Origin of the sequence: Leisingera sp. NJS201 (genome assembly GCF_004535885.1) — a bacterium.
GTDB lineage: Bacteria > Pseudomonadota > Alphaproteobacteria > Rhodobacterales > Rhodobacteraceae > Leisingera.
This window is the reverse complement of sequence record NZ_CP038234.1, coordinates 2,455,325-2,469,583: the sequence shown is the minus strand read 5'-3', so window position 1 is coordinate 2,469,583 and position 14,259 is coordinate 2,455,325. Positions and strand designations below refer to the sequence as shown.

The following is a 14,259-nucleotide window of genomic DNA, read 5'->3' as shown; positions in this document are numbered from 1 at the left end:
GCACCGCGTTTTTTTCGGCTGCGGGGCTGTCCAGGCGATAACAATCCTGAAGTGATACTTTGATTGTGTAAATGCAAAATTAATCCCCTAAGGGTTGATCTGCATTCGCTGAAGCGGTGTGGTACACTTGGCAGGATCACCGCACCGGCAGTCAGGAGGCACCTGCAATGGCAAATTCCGTTCCCGCTTTTGTTTTTCCGGCGTCTCTTTGGGGCGTTTTGCTGGCCTGCCTGGTTTTGATTGCCCTGGCTGCGGGCGCCGCGGCAGAGACTGAGCGGCCCCGGAGCGGGCTGATGTGGAACAAAACCGGACTGCCGGCCGTGTTTCCACTGCAGGTGAAAAGCCCGCCGGGAGCGGATTATTATCTGGTGCTAAGCAGCGAAGACAGCGGCGAGGAGGCGCTGGCAGCCTATTTCAAGGGCGGTGCGTTCTTCAAAGTGCTGGTGCCGCCGGGCCGTTACCTGCTGCATTTTGCCAGCGGATCAGGCTGGCAGGGCGAGGGGCGGCTTTTCGGACCCGGAACGCGGATCTTCAAGCTGCCGGAGGTGCTGGAATTTGCCATCCGCGGGGCAGGGATCAAAGGCGGGCACAAGATCACCCTGACGCGGAGCGGCGCCTATCTGGAGGCCGCGGTCAAGGAGCAGTACATCTGTCAGGTTGCCAGTCTGGACGGGCCGGCGCCGGTGCCCCGACCGCTGCAGGACAGCCGGCAGCTGTTCCGCCTGGGTGGTGACCGCCATGAAAGATGGAGCCTGCATCTGCAGTTGCGGCTGGGGCTGCGCGCGCCTGAGGCCGGAACGGCAGAACAGTTGTGGCAGCGCAGAAGGTTTGTGCTGGGCAACCCGCTGTTGCCCAGGCGCCAGGCAGGCCTGCAAGACCCGGCCCCCGGGCGGGCGGAGACCCGGTTCCGGTCTTATTCAGTGCGGTCGCTGTACTGCGGCTGAAGCATCCGGGCGGGCGGGAGGTCATTCCCCGCTTCGGTCCTTCATCAGCCGGTCGGCCTTTTTGCGCACCAGCACGCCGCGCAGGTCGTGCATGGCCAGCAGCAAAGCGTCGGTGACGTCTTCCAGCTGCGCATCCGTAGCCCGGCTGTTGGCCCAATGAGCGGTAAGGTTCAGGTGATCGATGGCGCGGTGGATATCGTCGGTATCGCGGGCGGCAATGGTGGCAGCGCGGTCTTCCATCCAGGATTTGATCTCGGCGATGTCCTGTTCGGACAATTCGCGCTGGCCATGCGGTTTGATCTCGCCGTTGCGGATATTCACAACGGCGATCTGGTCCATTTCGATCCGCCGCTGGCGGTTCTCGGTGTCCACGCGAAAGACAAAAGCGCCGTTTTCACGGACGCGGAAGTAATAGTCCGGCAGATCGGCGCTCATGTCTTGTTCTCCTGTTTACGTCAGCGAGGCGCAGAAGGCCTGGACGCGGCTGCAGGCCGTCTCCAGCGCTGCGTCGGATGTAGCGTAGCTGACGCGGAAGTTCGGCGACAGCCCGAAGGCGGCACCGAACACCACCGCGACGTCGGCCTCTTCCAGAAGCGCGGTGGCGAAATCCTCGTCTGTTTCGATTACCTTGCCTGCGGGCGTGGTCTTGCCGATCAGCCCGGCAATCGACGGGTAGACATAGAAGGCGCCTTCCGGCGTCGGGCAGGAGATGCCGTCGATTTCGTTCAGCATCCGCACCACCAGGTCGCGGCGGCGGACGAATGTTTCGTTGTTGGGGACGAGGAATTCCTGGGTGCCGTTCAGTGCCTCGACCGCGGCCCATTGGCTGACCGAGCAAGGATTGGAGGTGGATTGTGATTGCACCTTGCGCATGGCGGCGATCAGGTTCTCCGGGCCTGCTGCATAGCCGATGCGCCAGCCGGTCATCGCATAAGCCTTGGAGACGCCGTTGCAGGTGAGGGTGCGACTGTACAGCGCCGGTTCCACCTGGGCGGGCGTGCAGAATTCGAACCCGTCATAGGCCAGGTGTTCATACATGTCGTCGGTCATCACCCATACATGCGGGTGGCGCAGCAGCACATCCGTCAGCGCCTTCAACTCGTCCCGGCTGTAGCCCGCACCGGTGGGGTTGGAGGGGGAGTTGAAGATGAACCATTTGGTGTTCGGGGTGATCGCGGCCTCCAGCTGATCGGCGGTCAGTTTGAAATTGGTCTGGATCGAGGTCTCGGCAATCACCGGCGTGCCGCCGGCCAGCAGCACCATGTCCGGGTAGCTGACCCAATAGGGGGCAGGGATCACCACCTCGTCGCCCGCATTCAGGGTCGCCATCAGCGCATTGTACAGCGTCTGTTTACCGCCGGTTCCGACCGACACCTGCGCGGGTGTGTAGTCCAGCCCGTGGTCGCGCTTCATCTTGGCGCAGACCGCCTGCTTCAGCTCGGGGATACCGTCGGGGGCGGTGTATTTGGTCTTGCCCGCGGCAATGGCGGCGACCGCTGCGTCCTTGATGTTCTGCGGCGTGTCAAAGTCCGGCTCGCCGGCGCTGAGGCCGATGACGTCGCGTCCCGCGGTCCGCAGCTCGGCGGCTTTTGCGGTCATTGCAATGGTCGGTGACGGTTTGACGCGGGATAAGGTCTCGGACAGGAAAGACATGGGCTATGGCCTTGGTTTGTATGTTTCGCATAACTGTCATAGGGTGCGGCTAGATGGCGATCAAGCCGCGTCGAAACTGGATTTAGGAGAACTGGCAATGACGGAGCAGAACACAGACTGGTACGGTCCGGATGCAGCAACTTTCGGCGACCGCGTGGCGGCCGCACGGGAAGCTGCCGGGATGACCCAGGGCCAGCTGGCGCGCCGGCTTGGCATCAAGAAATCCACTCTCAGCGCCTGGGAGCGGGATCTGGCAGAACCGCGTGCCAACAAGCTGACCATGCTGGCGGGTGTGTTGAACGTCTCCATGTCGTGGCTGCTGACCGGCGAAGGCGAAGGCATGTCGGAACCGGCGCCGCTGGAGCTGGACGCTGGTGATTTCGCAAGCGTTCTGAGCGAATTGCGCGATCTGCGCAGCGAGATGCGCCAGAATGCAGATCGCGCGGCGCGTTTGGAGAAAAAACTGCGGACCCTGCTGCAAGTCAATGAAAGCCAGGCAACTGAAGCTGCCTGAGACCGGGATGCAGGAAGACCGTGCCACCCGTCTGAAGCGGCTGCAGATGCGTTCAATGCGCCGGGGTATCAAGGAAATGGATATCCTTCTGTCAGCTTTTGCAGCCGCGAATCTTGAGCAGATGAACGAGGCGCAGCTGTATCTTTATGATCAGCTGCTGCTTGAGAATGATCAGGATCTGTATCAATGGGTCACCGGTCAGGCGGCACCGCAAGAGCGGTTCCGCACCCTGGTTGCCGATATATCGCAAACGTACCAAAAATAATAAAATACCGGCTTAACTGATTTTTGGGGAATTGTTGGCATCTTGTCTCAAGAGCAAATTCGAGTCGGAGATGCGAATGAGTATGGAAATGCCAATCGGCCAGACGGACCGCAAAGGGTTCATGACTGGCTACCTGGAGGCGCTGGGTCTGCTTGAGCGCCTTCATCGTCTGCTTCTGGACGTCATCAAAGATGAGTTCGAACGCGTCGGCGTGCTGGAGATCAACGCGGTGCAGGCGCTGCTGCTGTTCAACATCGGCGACAATGAAGTGACCGCCGGGGAATTGAAGACCCGCGGCTACTATCAGGGCAGCAATGTCAGCTATAACCTGAAGAAGCTGGTCGAGATGGGCTATATGCACCATCAGCGCTGCGAGATCGACCGCCGGTCGGTACGTGTCCGCCTGACCCCGCGGGGCCGGGAAATCCGCGATATCGTCTCAGCGCTGTTCTCGCGCCATGCGGAAGGCCTGGAGAACAAGGATGTGATCTCCTCCCAAGGGATCGATGATATCTCCACCGCGCTGAAGCGGATGGAGCGGTATTGGTCTGACCAGATCCGTTACATTTACTAAGCCGCCGGTTGGGGTGTGAAATCCCAGCGGGCAACGGGCCGCAAAAGCCGGGAAAACACCGGCGGGCCGCTGACAGGGCATGAGGGGAAACCGTGCTCTGGACGTATTGAAGGGCAAAGCGCCAGGATCCGCATGAAGGTCCATGGCAGACGGCTGCAGAAGCGGCCGCCCTTGTTACCGGGTTTGAGGGTTGCAGGAAACCAATAGGCGGATGCAGATGCCGCACGGAACGGGCAGCACCAAACCGGTGCTGCGCCGGGTTATTTGCGTTGCGGAACGGGGTGTTACTCTACCACTTGCCGGTGTTTTCCATGCTGGCCCAGGGTTCTGCCGGTGCCAGCGACTCACCGTTTTGCAGCAGTTCTATTGACACATTGTCGGGGGAGCGGACAAAGGCCATATGCCCGTCGCGGGGCGGGCGGTTGATGGTGACGCCATTGTCCATCAGGTGCTGGCAGGCGGCATAGATATCATCAACGCCATAGGCGAGATGGCCGAAATGACGGCTGTCATCAGGCAGCGCATCATCGCCGTCCCAGTTCCAGGTCAGTTCCAGCGGCGCCTCGTCCTGGCCCGGCGGGGCCATGAAGACCAGGGTGAACCGGCCCTGATCATTCTCCCAGCGGCGGGTCTCGCGCAGGCCCAGAAGAGTGTAAAATGCCATGGATTTTTCCAGATCCTTCACTCGGACCATGGTGTGCAGATATGTGAGGGGCATCGGCGATTCCTTTGTGCGTCGGTTTCCGCAGCAGCCTAACGTGCGGCTGCGGGAAGTCGAGGAACCGGGATCAGAAAGCCGATTGGATGCCGAAGTTCACCCCGAAGCGGTGCGATTCATAAAGCCCGATGTTGCTGTCGTTCTTGGAGGCGGACAGGCGCAGGGTGGGATTGAAGCCGTAATAATCAATGTCCCTGAAAAGAAGAGAGACATCAGCGCTGTATTTGCGGTCCTGCCGCCCGTCGGGGCTGTGGCGGGAGACGTCATAGTCGCGGTCGCGCGCAGACAGGCCGAAGAGGACCGTAGCGCCAAGCACCGGCTTGGCCAGGGTGAGCTGGGTGCTGAGGCCGGCCTCGGAAAACTCGTTTGACGCGGTGCTGGCGCTGGCCTGTGCCAGGGTCAGGCCGCTCCACAGAGTTGCGCCGCTGCCGAGCCGGAAGCTGTAGGAGAGATCGCCGCGCCAGGTATCCTGATCGCTGGTCATAACGCCGAACTGCCGTTCTGTGGACAGCCGGGCATTGACCCTGCGCTGGCGCTCCAGCTTGTAGCTTTGGCCGGCGGACAGCCGGATGAAACGGGTGTATTCGTCGCCGCCGTACCAGCTTTGCCCGGCCTGACCGGAAAGCCGATACTCTCCTTTCCGGTCGAAATTCAGACCCTTATGCGCATAGCCAAGCGCATAGGAGGCGTAGCTGAAATCGCTGCCCTTGGCGTCGGGCGCCTGCGCCTTGGCCTCGGAAGAGAGGGTATATGTGCGCAGATCGACGGCAACTGTCAGGTCATGGGCGCGGGTCGGGGTTTCGCGGAACCGGAAGCGGGAGCGGGAGTTGAAGGAGTATTCGATGCCGGAAAGCGCACGCTGGCTGCCGCCGAGCTGAAATTCCGCTGGCCCGCCAAGGAGGACTTCTGTCAGCGCATAGTTCAGGAAGGAGGAGCGTTCCGAAGATCCGTTGTTGATATTGGATTCCGGTGCAACTGAAAAGGAAAACCGGTGCAACCAGGGACTGGCGGCGCGCACATAGCGGAAGTCGCGGATGGCGACCCTTTCCAGATGCCTGTTAGGGGCGTGCTGGACGGCGCGGCGCAGCCAGAATTTGGCCAGCGTTTTCTGGCCGCCGGAGGACAGCGCCTGTGCCATCACCATCGAGGCGGCATATTTCTGGCTGTCACTTTCGGCCAGTTTCCAGGCCTGCCGTGCGGAAAGGCGGGCGTCGCGGAACTCTCCCAATGAGCGTGCAGACCGGGATTTGATCAGCAAGGCCAGACGGTCCTGCGGATCCCGGTGCAACAGCGCCTCGGAAAAACTGTAGGCCTGCGCATTCCGGCCCTGCTTCAGCGCAACAGCAGCAGCTTCGCGGACTTGATCCGGGGTTGCGGTCTCCTGGCCGGGGAGGCCACCAGCGCAAGCGGCGGCATTGCCATCAGCAATGCCGCCAGAACGCGCCCGCGCCAGCCTTTATGCAAAGCAGGCATCGGGGATCATTCGTTGTTGTAAACGATGAAGCCGCCGGTTTCCCGCACTTCGGTGCCAGCCGGGTCCAGGGTGTTCTTCACAACAACAATACCGGTGATTTCCTCGGCGTTGTCACCGGATACCAGGGCATAATAGTTGCCGCTTTCATAGACCTGAGTGATCCCGTTGGCGTCAGCATAATAGCTTTTCAAACTGCCGAGGATTTCCCCGTTGTCGTCCAGATTGCCGGGTCCGACGTCAAAGGTCAGAGTCGGAATCTCGGACAGGCTGAGGGAGTTTTCGGTATTGATGCGGTTCAGGACCTGATCGGTGATATGGGTGCCGTTGGTGTCAAAGATCAAACGGTTGCTGATTCTGCCGGAAATCGCATCGCCGCGCTGGCCGGTGCTGTCGTTGAAGTCATCAAAGTCGATCGCGATTTCGATGTCGCCGGTGGTGTATTCCAGGCCGCCCGAGCCTTTGAAGTCGCGGACTCCGGCAAGGGAGCCTTGATACACTGCCTGGCCGGTATCCGGCAGGGTGACGCTGTTGTCGCGCTGGTAGACAAAACCGCCGAAGCCATAGTCGACATAGGCGCCGGTGCGGACAATCGCAAACTGGCTGTTTCCAGAGGTGCTGACGCCGTAAATCGCACGATGGGTGAACTGGTTGATGACATCGCCATCAACAATATCGGGGAACTGCGCGTCCGCTTCATAGACCGCAAAAGGACCGAGGCTGCTGACGGCGGACCCGCGGGCATAGGTGTTGTCGCCATCAAAGCCGAGGTTGTCGACGGTAAAAGTGTCATCACCGGCGTTATACGCAATGCCGGAAGCATAGCCATCGCCGAGTTCACCGCCGTCTGCCTCTGTTGGTTCAGACCGGAAGATGGCCTGATCCGGAGTCGGAGACGCGGTTCCCGGAGGAATGCCGTCACGGGTGATCGGCGTGCCGGTGTCGGGATCAGTTCCGGGATCCGTGCCGGTTTCGTCTTCGGTAACAAAGGGATTGCCCCCGCCGCATGCGGACAGCGCGGTGACAACCGCGAGCCCCAGCCAATAGCGCCTCATCTGCCTGTACCTCAATATGTTTTATCGTTTTGCGCCACCTTCGGTCCAGGCTGGCCTGTTGTCAATTGAGCCGTTGGCATTTGGACGCAACCGTGGCGGATACGCTACCTGCATGTAGCTCCAATTCAAGCCAGGCTGCGCATATGTTGTATGAAAGGAACGGCGCGGAGGTGTTTTTGATCTTGGCGCTTGATGGCGCAGCCGATATGCCGGGGCGTGAATTCCGGGTGCAAATCGAGGCAAGCAGCCATGCATCGGTATCTGGGCTGGTGCCGCGGCTTTCTGTTTCACAAAACGTTGTGGAACGTTCTTGGGACAGAAGAATGAGCTATCGCCTGGCACGTGTTATTCATTATGATTGAAAAGGCCTGCTGCGCAAGTTTTTGTTGATAGCAAAAGATGTGGAGACAGAGGCATGCGGCACCCGGAATAACAGTATCTGGACCTGATCGAACGAGTCCTTGAATACGGGGACGATCGGGTTGACAGAACAGGGATCGGCACCTGCTCGCTGTTCGAAGCCATGGTTCGCTTTGATCTGTCGGATGGCACTGCGCCTATTCTGACGACCAAGCGCGTCTTTTGGAAAACCGCAATCAAGGAGATGCTCTGGTTTCTGACCAGGGGCACCAATATTAAGCCGCTGCTGCGGGAAAATGTGCGGATCTGGACAGGTTGGCTGCTGGCGGCCTTTCGCCGCGAGACAGGCGAAGGCATCACGCAACAGGACTTTGAGCGCAGAATTACCGGGGACGACGGCTTTGCCGCCTGATGGGGGCTTGGCCCTGTAAACGGGAAACAGTGGCGGCGCTGGATGGGGTCAGATGGCCGCGAACATGACCAGATCGGGACGCTGATCCCCTCGCTGCGCGAACCCCCTGCGAGCCGGCGTCTGCTGATTCACGGCTGGAGCGTTGCAGAACTGGGAGAAATGGCGCTGCCGCCATGTGATATGGTCTATCAGTATCACGTGACCTCTGACGGGCGCCTGAATTGCCATTTGTTCCAGAGATCGGCCGATTTGCTGCTGGGGCGCCGTTCTTTTCCGGCATAGCGGAGGTCGCGACCCGCTTGTTGTTGAGCTTTTTCAGGCCCTTGCGCGCAACCGTGGCTTAATAGCGCTATTGTGGCCGAATGAGCTGTAACCCGCGCGCGCTTTGCATTATGATTGAGGAAAGTGGCCGCAGTTATTAGCTGGCGGCGGTAAAGAAACGTTTGTGGAGGCAGAGTTATGCGGCATCCGGAGTATCAGTATCTGGACCTGATGGAGCAGGTTCTAGAGCGCGGGGACGAACGCATTGATAGAACCGGCGTTGGAACGCGGTCACTGTTCGGCGCGATGGTCCGGTTTGACCTGTCGGATGGAAGTGCGCCGATTCTGACGACCAAGCGCGTCTATTGGAAGACCGCCATCAAGGAAATGCTCTGGTTCTTAACTGGTGGAACGAACATTCAGCCACTACTGCGGGAAAATGTACGGATTTGGACAGATTGGCCGCTTGCAGTCTATCGCCGCGAGACCGGTGAGCAAGTAACGCAAGAGGAATTTGAGCGAAGGGTTGTTCAAGACGATAGCTTTGCAGCTCAATGGGGTGAACTCGGTCCCGTCTATGGGAAACAGTGGCGGCGCTGGATGGGGGCTGACGGGCGTGAGCATGACCAGATTGAGATGCTGATCCGGTCGCTGCGGGAAACTCCGGCAAGCCGCCGCATGCTCTTTCATGGCTGGAATGTCGCCGAACTAGGAGAGATGGCATTGCCGCCTTGTCATATGGTATACCAGTACCATGTGACGTCTGATGGGCGGTTGGATTGCATTTTATTCCAGAGGTCAGTCGATTTGCTGCTGGGCGCCGCCTTCAACTACGTAGGGGCTTCAGCACTCCTGCTCATGCTTGCGCAACAGGCGGATCTTCAACCGGGCGAACTGGTCTGGTTTGGTGGTGATGTGCATTTATATCTCAATCATATTGAACAGGCCCGCGAGCAGCTGAAGCGCGAACCTCGTCCCTTGCCCAAAATTTCTCTGACTAGGCGCGCTGCTAGTATTGACGACTATCAGATTGAGGACTTTAAAGTGGAGGGATACGATCCCCATCCCCACATAAAGGCTGAAGTGGCGGTGTAGGCTTAGAATGTCTGCAGAGGCTGGTTTCTCGAGAAAGTTTGAGGGTTCGCACGGCAGACTATCCGAAGAAGATGTTCGAGCCGTTTTTGAGGCGGATTATCAGTCCGGCTGTGTTGTAGAGTCACGAGGTGGCAAAATCAGCCCTGGGGTCAGGTTTCATAACCAGTAAATGACTAACGCCGGGAGGGCGCTTGCTGACAGGAATTGATCCTCCCCCACTGAAGTGGTCCGCCCGTATAGTCAGGAAACGGAGGATCGAATATGGGAATAAAGCGACACAAGCCGGAAGAGATTGTCACGAAGTTACGGCAGGTTGAGGTGCTATGCGGCCAAGGGATGCCGCGTGTTGATGCCATCCGCCAGGTGCAGATAACCGAGCAGACGGTTTACCGCTGGCGTAAGCAATATGGCGGCATGGAACCCGAGCAACTGAAAGAACTCAAACGGCTCCAGAAAGAGAATGATCGCTTGCGCCGAGCCGTGTCCGACCTGACGCTGGACAAGCTGATCCTATCGGAGGCCGCACGGGGAGTGATGGCCGTCTAGGAATTGATCCTGTGGATCAATTCAGGCCTGAACGGGCGGAGCCCCTGAGCCCTTCGCGTCGCCGTGCTTGCATTGACCATGTGCAAAGTCAGCTCCACATCTCAGAGCGGCGGGCCTGCCGAGTGTTGCGTCAGAATCGTTCGACGCAGCGCAAAGCTCCGAGGGGCCGTGCCGATGAAGACCGGCTGGTTGCCGACATGATTGAATTGACCAGGCAATATGGCCGCTACGGTTATCGCCGGATTGCGGCTTTGCTGCGAGATGCGGGCTGCCCCCTCCCGGCAGATTGCTTCGCAATCGCCTGCCGGGCAACGGGTGAACGACAAGCGTGTTGAACGCCGATGGAGGCGTGAGGGGCTTAAAGTGCCAATGAAGCAGCCCAAGAAAGGGCGGCTCTGGCTGAACCCTCTCGGGACATTGCTTCGCAATGCCCTGCCGGGCAGTGGACGGTTCATGCATTCGATTACGGCCAGAGTATCGCAACCATGTCTGGTCGTATGACGCTCGCCATTGTCACTCGGACCAATGGCGTTCCCAATGGCTCGATGCATCATCGAACCGATGATGGGAAAGCGTTCCGAACGCTCAACATCCTGGATGAACACAGCCGGGAATGTCTGGCGATCCGGGTGAAGCGCAAGCTGAACTCGACCGAGGTCATCGACGCGCTTACCGACCTGTTCATCCTGCGCGGCGTGCCTGCGTACATTCGGTCAGATAATGGCCCGGAGTTCATAGCTCAGGCCGTTCGGGCCTGGATCGCAGCGGCCGGTGCCAGAACGGTCTACATCGAGCCCGGCTCGCCTTGGGAGAACGGATACTGCGCGAGCTTCAACGCCCGCCTCAGGGATGAACTGCTGAACGGGGAGGTCTTCTACAGCCTGCGAGAGGCGCAAATTCTGATTGAAAAATGGAGGAAGCACTACAACACGAAACGACCACATAGTGCCCTGGGCTACCGCCCACCGGCCCCGGAAACCATCGTCCCGATGAAACCCAGGCCAATCATGCACTAGGTCATGTTGACAAATGGCGGAACCATAGGCGGATTGACGTGATGTCGATGAAACCCAGAAAACTCTCAGCAGTTTTGTCATAACGGGTTGCGACACGGCGCGCGTTCTTGAGCTTGTTGAAGCACCGTTCGACCATATTGCGCAGCCGGTAAAGCGTATGATCCACTCCAACACGCATCTTGCGGGTCTTTCGCATCGGGATTTGCGGCTGGATAATGCGCTCGTTCATGTTTTCCCGAATGCGATCAGCGTCATATCCACGATCTGCCAGCAGCACTTTCGGCTCGGGCAGGTTGTCAGCCATGACAAGATCAAAGCCAAGGTAATCTGACGTTTGCCCCGGCGTGATCTCGGTTCTCATTGGCAACCCGTGCGCGTTGACGCGGAGGTGGATCTTGGTCGAAAACCCACCTCTTGAGCGGCCAAAACCCTGTTCCGGAGTCCCCCTTTTGCGCCAGCGGCTTGGTGGTGCGCGCGGATCACGGTGCTATCAACCATTTGCAGGGCGTCGGGGACGGCTCTGCTCTGGTTCAGGGCATCCAGGATATCCTCCCAAAGCCCTGCCAGGGTCCAGCGCCTGAACTGGCGGTAAACGCTGGACCATTTGCCGAACTCCTCAGGTAGGTCCCGCCACGGGGACCCGGTTCTGGATATCCAGAAAATCCCATCCAGAACAAGGCGGTGGTTGGCCGGTTTGCGCCCGTTTGCAGCGCGGATAGCGAGGATGAAGTGTTCAAAAAAAACGCCCATTCCTCATCCGTCATCAGATCTCGTGCCAAGCTGGTCTCCATCGAAGATACCAGCTTGAATCACGCCTGCGGTGCGTTGTGAATCCCTTTTGTCAACACCGCCTAACATTCAAACTGGACCACTTAAGTAGGGCTGATCAATGGCAGTTCCCGCCCACCCAGCATCAATCGCAGGTGCACGTCACACGCATCGAGAAGATAATTCATTTGTTCAAGGACTTGAGGATTCTTGATGAAATGAAAGTCGTCCATAAATAGGACACAATTCGGTCCAAGCTGTTCGACCAGTACTTCAAGATTGCTAAAAGCGAGTTCAAGCGAACCCAGGTATTCAAAATCAACAGGTGCTTGACCGGCATCACCTCCTGGCAACAGCCTTCCTACGGCATTAAACAAATACGGGACAAGCCTGGTGGGAGCGTTGTCGCGTGTATCCAGGTTCAGCCAACCGCAGCGGTGACCTTCACTCTCGAGTGCATCGTAAAGCTGACGCAGAAATGTGGACTTACCCGAACCGGCACTGGCCACAACACAGAATGACTTGTTGGTGCGCGGGACGTTGAACTCAGCCACGGGAGCGCGCGGAACCTCGACCTGCCCAGCTCTTGGCGGGCTAAGTTTTGTTTCCAGCAATGTCAATTCGAGCGGTGATTTCGCCATATCTGTCATCCGGCCACTGCAGTGGCTACCGTTCTCTAATACTTTCGATAGTACGGAATGATCTTAAGTGGAAACAAGCTTTGGTTTCGTCTGCTTCGTGGAACTGTACTTCAGCCAAAACGGCGTCACAAAGCGTCTGCATGGCTACTGAACGTGTCGCGGTTTGATGCCGCTCCTTTGATAGCATTTATTGCAGCAAAGGAGACGAACTATGGGCTTGAAACGAACGGACGAGTTCCGCGCAGATGCGGTGCGAATCGCGCTGACGAGCGGACTGACACGCAAGCAGGTGGCATCTGATCTGGGCGTTGGTCTATCGACTTTGAATAAGTGGGTTTTAGCGCACCGCGACACGGATGCTGTGTCCGACAAGGACCTTGATCTTGCACGTGAGAATGAACGGCTTCGACGGGAAAACCGCATTCTCAAGGAGGAGAGGGAGATCTTAAAAAAGGCAACGCAGTTCTTTGCGGGCCTAAAGCCATGAGGTTCAGGTTCATCGAAGAACACCGATCCGCCTTTTGCGCCAAGAGGATGTGTGAGGTGCTGGACGATAGTGTTCGCGGCCTGCGTGCCTGTCGCAGCCGACCAGCGGGCCAAAGGCAACGAACCGGCATGGTTGTCTTGGCCCGCATCAAAGAACAGTCCCGTCTCAGTCTGGGCAACTATGGCCGTCCACGAATGACCGGGGAACTAAAGGAACTCGGTTTGAATGCCGGGCATCGGCGTGTTGGCCGTTTGATGCGTGAGAATGGCATTCGTGTTGAACGGTCGAGAAAATACAAGGTGACGGCCATTGCCCGGCAGGCGATTGCAACGCAATCTGCCGAGAGGGGGGGCAGCAACCCCGCTTTCAATATCGCACCCGACCTTTTGAACCGGAACTTCTCAGCAGACAAACCCAACCAGAAATGGGCTGGTGACATCAGTTACGTGTGGACCCGAGAGGGATGGTTGTATCTTGCTGTGATCTTGGACCTGCATTCACGGCGCGTAATCGGGTGGGCGTTAAGCAATCGGATGAAGCGTGACCTGGCCATCCGGGCATTGAAGATGGCTGTGGCGTTGCGGCAGCCACCCAAAGGATGCATTCACCACACGGATCGCGGCAGCCAATATTGTTCCCACGACTATCAGAAACTTCTGCGCCAGCATGGGTTCCGGGTGTCGATGAGTGGTAAGGGAAATTGCTATGACAACTCTGCTGTCGAAACCTTCTTCAAAACAATCAAAGCAGAGTTGATCTGGCGCAGGTCATGGCCAACGCGCCGAGACGCTGAAATGGCCATCTTCCAGTACATCAATGGCTTCTACAATCCGCGCCGACGGCACTCAGCATTGGGTTGGAAAAGCCCGGTCGCGTTCGAACGGAAAGTGGCCTAAACGAGCACTTGGCGCGGCACGAAAACGGGACAGGTCCAATGCGGAAGATGCGCCATCAGCACTTCGCTGACAGGGCGGCGGCTGCGCAGATCGGTGCCCAGATCGCCTTGGGCCACCGCACCCAGGTATTTCACGATCTGCACCGGCATCGGCTGATCCAGCCCCAGCCGCTCGGCAAACTCGGCCTTGATGGCAAGCGTTGCCCGTGGCCCCAGCATCGTGCTGGCAGGGTCGCCCCATGACAGGTGCAGCGGAGAAAATAACCAAGCAAGCCGACGGCTCCTTGGAAGAAAAATCCGGGCCGGCAGGCCCGGGCCAAAATACTGCATCGTGCAGATCCCGTTAGGATTGCCAGTCCAGGGTTTCTGATGCAATTGCAGGTCGGCAGTGCGTGTTGCATCGCTGCTCCGGGAGGTGCCCTTGTCCTGGCCGTTCAGCCCGGCAATCAAGCTGGTTTCAGAAAGCATCGCCTGAATGACCTGCGCGATGACGACCGGTTGGCGGTGTTGGCAATATCCAGCCGGACGACCGTGCCGCCTCAAAATACCTGTCCGAGGTTTCCGCCGCGGCCTTGGGAATGCTG

Annotated in this window: 14 protein-coding genes and 3 pseudogenes; 9 read left to right on the top strand and 8 right to left on the bottom strand. The window is 58.5% G+C overall.

Translation table 11 applies throughout. From position 1 onward, the window contains the following. Positions 1–167: 167 nt before the first annotated feature. A complete protein-coding gene (locus ETW23_RS12210) occupies positions 168–944 on the top strand; it encodes a hypothetical protein (RefSeq protein WP_134830138.1) in 777 nt (258 codons plus the stop codon). Between the two features lie 21 nt (positions 945–965). Here ETW23_RS12210 and ETW23_RS12205 read toward each other — a convergent pair whose 3' ends face one another. Further along, the gene (locus tag ETW23_RS12205; protein ID WP_134830137.1) at positions 966–1,379 is read right to left on the bottom strand and encodes a hypothetical protein; all 414 of its coding nucleotides are present in this window, start codon (positions 1,377–1,379) and stop codon (positions 966–968) included. 15 nt (positions 1,380–1,394) lie between these two features. Next, on the bottom strand, positions 1,395–2,597 hold the full coding sequence (locus ETW23_RS12200) for a pyridoxal phosphate-dependent aminotransferase (protein WP_134830136.1): 1,203 nt from the start codon (positions 2,595–2,597) through the stop codon (positions 1,395–1,397). A gap of 97 nt (positions 2,598–2,694) precedes the next feature. Here ETW23_RS12200 and ETW23_RS12195 point away from each other — a divergent pair, with 97 nt between their 5' ends. The 3 genes from ETW23_RS12195 to ETW23_RS12185 all read left to right on the top strand — a co-directional run bounded on the left by ETW23_RS12195 (position 2,695) and on the right by ETW23_RS12185 (position 3,950). Beyond that, on the top strand, positions 2,695–3,111 hold the full coding sequence (locus ETW23_RS12195) for a helix-turn-helix domain-containing protein (protein ID WP_129370460.1): 417 nt from the start codon (positions 2,695–2,697) through the stop codon (positions 3,109–3,111). A 7-nt stretch (positions 3,112–3,118) separates the two neighbouring features. After that, positions 3,119–3,376, top strand: a complete 258-nt coding sequence (locus ETW23_RS12190) for a succinate dehydrogenase assembly factor 2 (protein WP_134831310.1) — start codon at positions 3,119–3,121, stop codon at positions 3,374–3,376. Between the two features lie 76 nt (positions 3,377–3,452). Next, a complete protein-coding gene (locus tag ETW23_RS12185) occupies positions 3,453–3,950 on the top strand; it encodes a MarR family winged helix-turn-helix transcriptional regulator (protein WP_129370461.1) in 498 nt (165 codons plus the stop codon). 289 nt (positions 3,951–4,239) lie between these two features. Here the strand turns inward: ETW23_RS12185 and ETW23_RS12180 are convergent, their stop codons facing one another. The 3 genes from ETW23_RS12180 to ETW23_RS12170 all read right to left on the bottom strand — a co-directional run bounded on the left by ETW23_RS12180 (position 4,240) and on the right by ETW23_RS12170 (position 7,194). Beyond that, positions 4,240–4,668 (bottom strand): VOC family protein, encoded by a 429-nt coding sequence (locus ETW23_RS12180; protein WP_134830135.1) that lies wholly within the window; start codon positions 4,666–4,668, stop codon positions 4,240–4,242. A 70-nt stretch (positions 4,669–4,738) separates the two neighbouring features. Then, complete coding sequence (locus ETW23_RS12175) at positions 4,739–5,926, bottom strand: surface lipoprotein assembly modifier (RefSeq protein ID WP_134830134.1); 1,188 nt, start codon at positions 5,924–5,926, stop codon at positions 4,739–4,741. Positions 5,927–6,147: 221 nt separating this feature from the next. Continuing rightward, positions 6,148–7,194 carry a hypothetical protein gene (locus ETW23_RS12170; protein WP_134830133.1) on the bottom strand — a complete coding sequence of 349 codons (1,047 nt, stop codon included), beginning with the start codon at positions 7,192–7,194 and terminating at the stop codon, positions 6,148–6,150. A gap of 143 nt (positions 7,195–7,337) precedes the next feature. Between ETW23_RS12170 and ETW23_RS12165 the strand changes: the two genes are divergently transcribed. The 4 genes and pseudogenes from ETW23_RS12165 to ETW23_RS12150 all read left to right on the top strand — a co-directional run bounded on the left by ETW23_RS12165 (position 7,338) and on the right by ETW23_RS12150 (position 10,884). Further along, positions 7,338–7,556 (top strand): hypothetical protein, encoded by a 219-nt coding sequence (locus ETW23_RS12165; protein ID WP_134830132.1) that lies wholly within the window; start codon positions 7,338–7,340, stop codon positions 7,554–7,556. Positions 7,557–7,633: 77 nt separating this feature from the next. Then, a pseudogene (thyA, locus tag ETW23_RS12160) lies at positions 7,634–8,324 on the top strand (thymidylate synthase); the annotation flags it as partial. A gap of 101 nt (positions 8,325–8,425) precedes the next feature. Next, positions 8,426–9,322, top strand: coding sequence for a thymidylate synthase (gene thyA / locus ETW23_RS12155; RefSeq protein ID WP_134830131.1), 897 nt, complete (start codon positions 8,426–8,428; stop codon positions 9,320–9,322). A 261-nt stretch (positions 9,323–9,583) separates the two neighbouring features. After that, positions 9,584–10,884: pseudogene (locus ETW23_RS12150) on the top strand (IS3 family transposase). A gap of 1 nt (position 10,885) precedes the next feature. Here the strand turns inward: ETW23_RS12150 and ETW23_RS12145 are convergent. Next, positions 10,886–11,675, bottom strand: a pseudogene (locus ETW23_RS12145) (IS5 family transposase). An 81-nt stretch (positions 11,676–11,756) separates the two neighbouring features. Continuing rightward, positions 11,757–12,302, bottom strand: a complete 546-nt coding sequence (locus ETW23_RS12140) for an AAA family ATPase (protein WP_134830130.1) — start codon at positions 12,300–12,302, stop codon at positions 11,757–11,759. A gap of 202 nt (positions 12,303–12,504) precedes the next feature. Here ETW23_RS12140 and ETW23_RS12135 point away from each other — a divergent pair. Beyond that, a protein-coding gene (locus ETW23_RS12135; RefSeq protein WP_134830129.1) for an IS3 family transposase occupies positions 12,505–13,676 on the top strand; the annotation gives its coding sequence in 2 pieces (ribosomal slippage) (positions 12,505–12,748 and positions 12,748–13,676; 1,173 coding nt in all). On the opposite strand, the gene ETW23_RS12130 is transcribed toward ETW23_RS12135, so the two are convergent. After that, positions 13,673–14,143 (bottom strand): hypothetical protein, encoded by a 471-nt coding sequence (locus ETW23_RS12130; protein WP_134830128.1) that lies wholly within the window; start codon positions 14,141–14,143, stop codon positions 13,673–13,675. The genes ETW23_RS12135 and ETW23_RS12130 overlap by 4 nt on opposite strands. Positions 14,144–14,259 lie beyond the last annotated feature (116 nt).

Coding starts and splice junctions, on each gene's coding strand:
- ETW23_RS12210 (WP_134830138.1), top strand. CDS start 168: ATGGCAAATTCCGTTCCCGCTTTTGTTTTTCCGGCGTCTCTTTGGGGC.
- ETW23_RS12205 (WP_134830137.1), bottom strand. CDS start 1,379: ATGAGCGCCGATCTGCCGGACTATTACTTCCGCGTCCGTGAAAACGGC.
- ETW23_RS12200 (WP_134830136.1), bottom strand. CDS start 2,597: ATGTCTTTCCTGTCCGAGACCTTATCCCGCGTCAAACCGTCACCGACC.
- ETW23_RS12195 (WP_129370460.1), top strand. CDS start 2,695: ATGACGGAGCAGAACACAGACTGGTACGGTCCGGATGCAGCAACTTTC.
- ETW23_RS12190 (WP_134831310.1), top strand. CDS start 3,119: ATGCAGGAAGACCGTGCCACCCGTCTGAAGCGGCTGCAGATGCGTTCA.
- ETW23_RS12185 (WP_129370461.1), top strand. CDS start 3,453: ATGAGTATGGAAATGCCAATCGGCCAGACGGACCGCAAAGGGTTCATG.
- ETW23_RS12180 (WP_134830135.1), bottom strand. CDS start 4,668: ATGCCCCTCACATATCTGCACACCATGGTCCGAGTGAAGGATCTGGAA.
- ETW23_RS12170 (WP_134830133.1), bottom strand. CDS start 7,194: ATGAGGCGCTATTGGCTGGGGCTCGCGGTTGTCACCGCGCTGTCCGCA.
- ETW23_RS12165 (WP_134830132.1), top strand. CDS start 7,338: ATGTTGTATGAAAGGAACGGCGCGGAGGTGTTTTTGATCTTGGCGCTT.
- thyA (WP_134830131.1), top strand. CDS start 8,426: ATGCGGCATCCGGAGTATCAGTATCTGGACCTGATGGAGCAGGTTCTA.
- ETW23_RS12140 (WP_134830130.1), bottom strand. CDS start 12,302: ATGACAGATATGGCGAAATCACCGCTCGAATTGACATTGCTGGAAACA.
- ETW23_RS12130 (WP_134830128.1), bottom strand. CDS start 14,143: ATGCTTTCTGAAACCAGCTTGATTGCCGGGCTGAACGGCCAGGACAAG.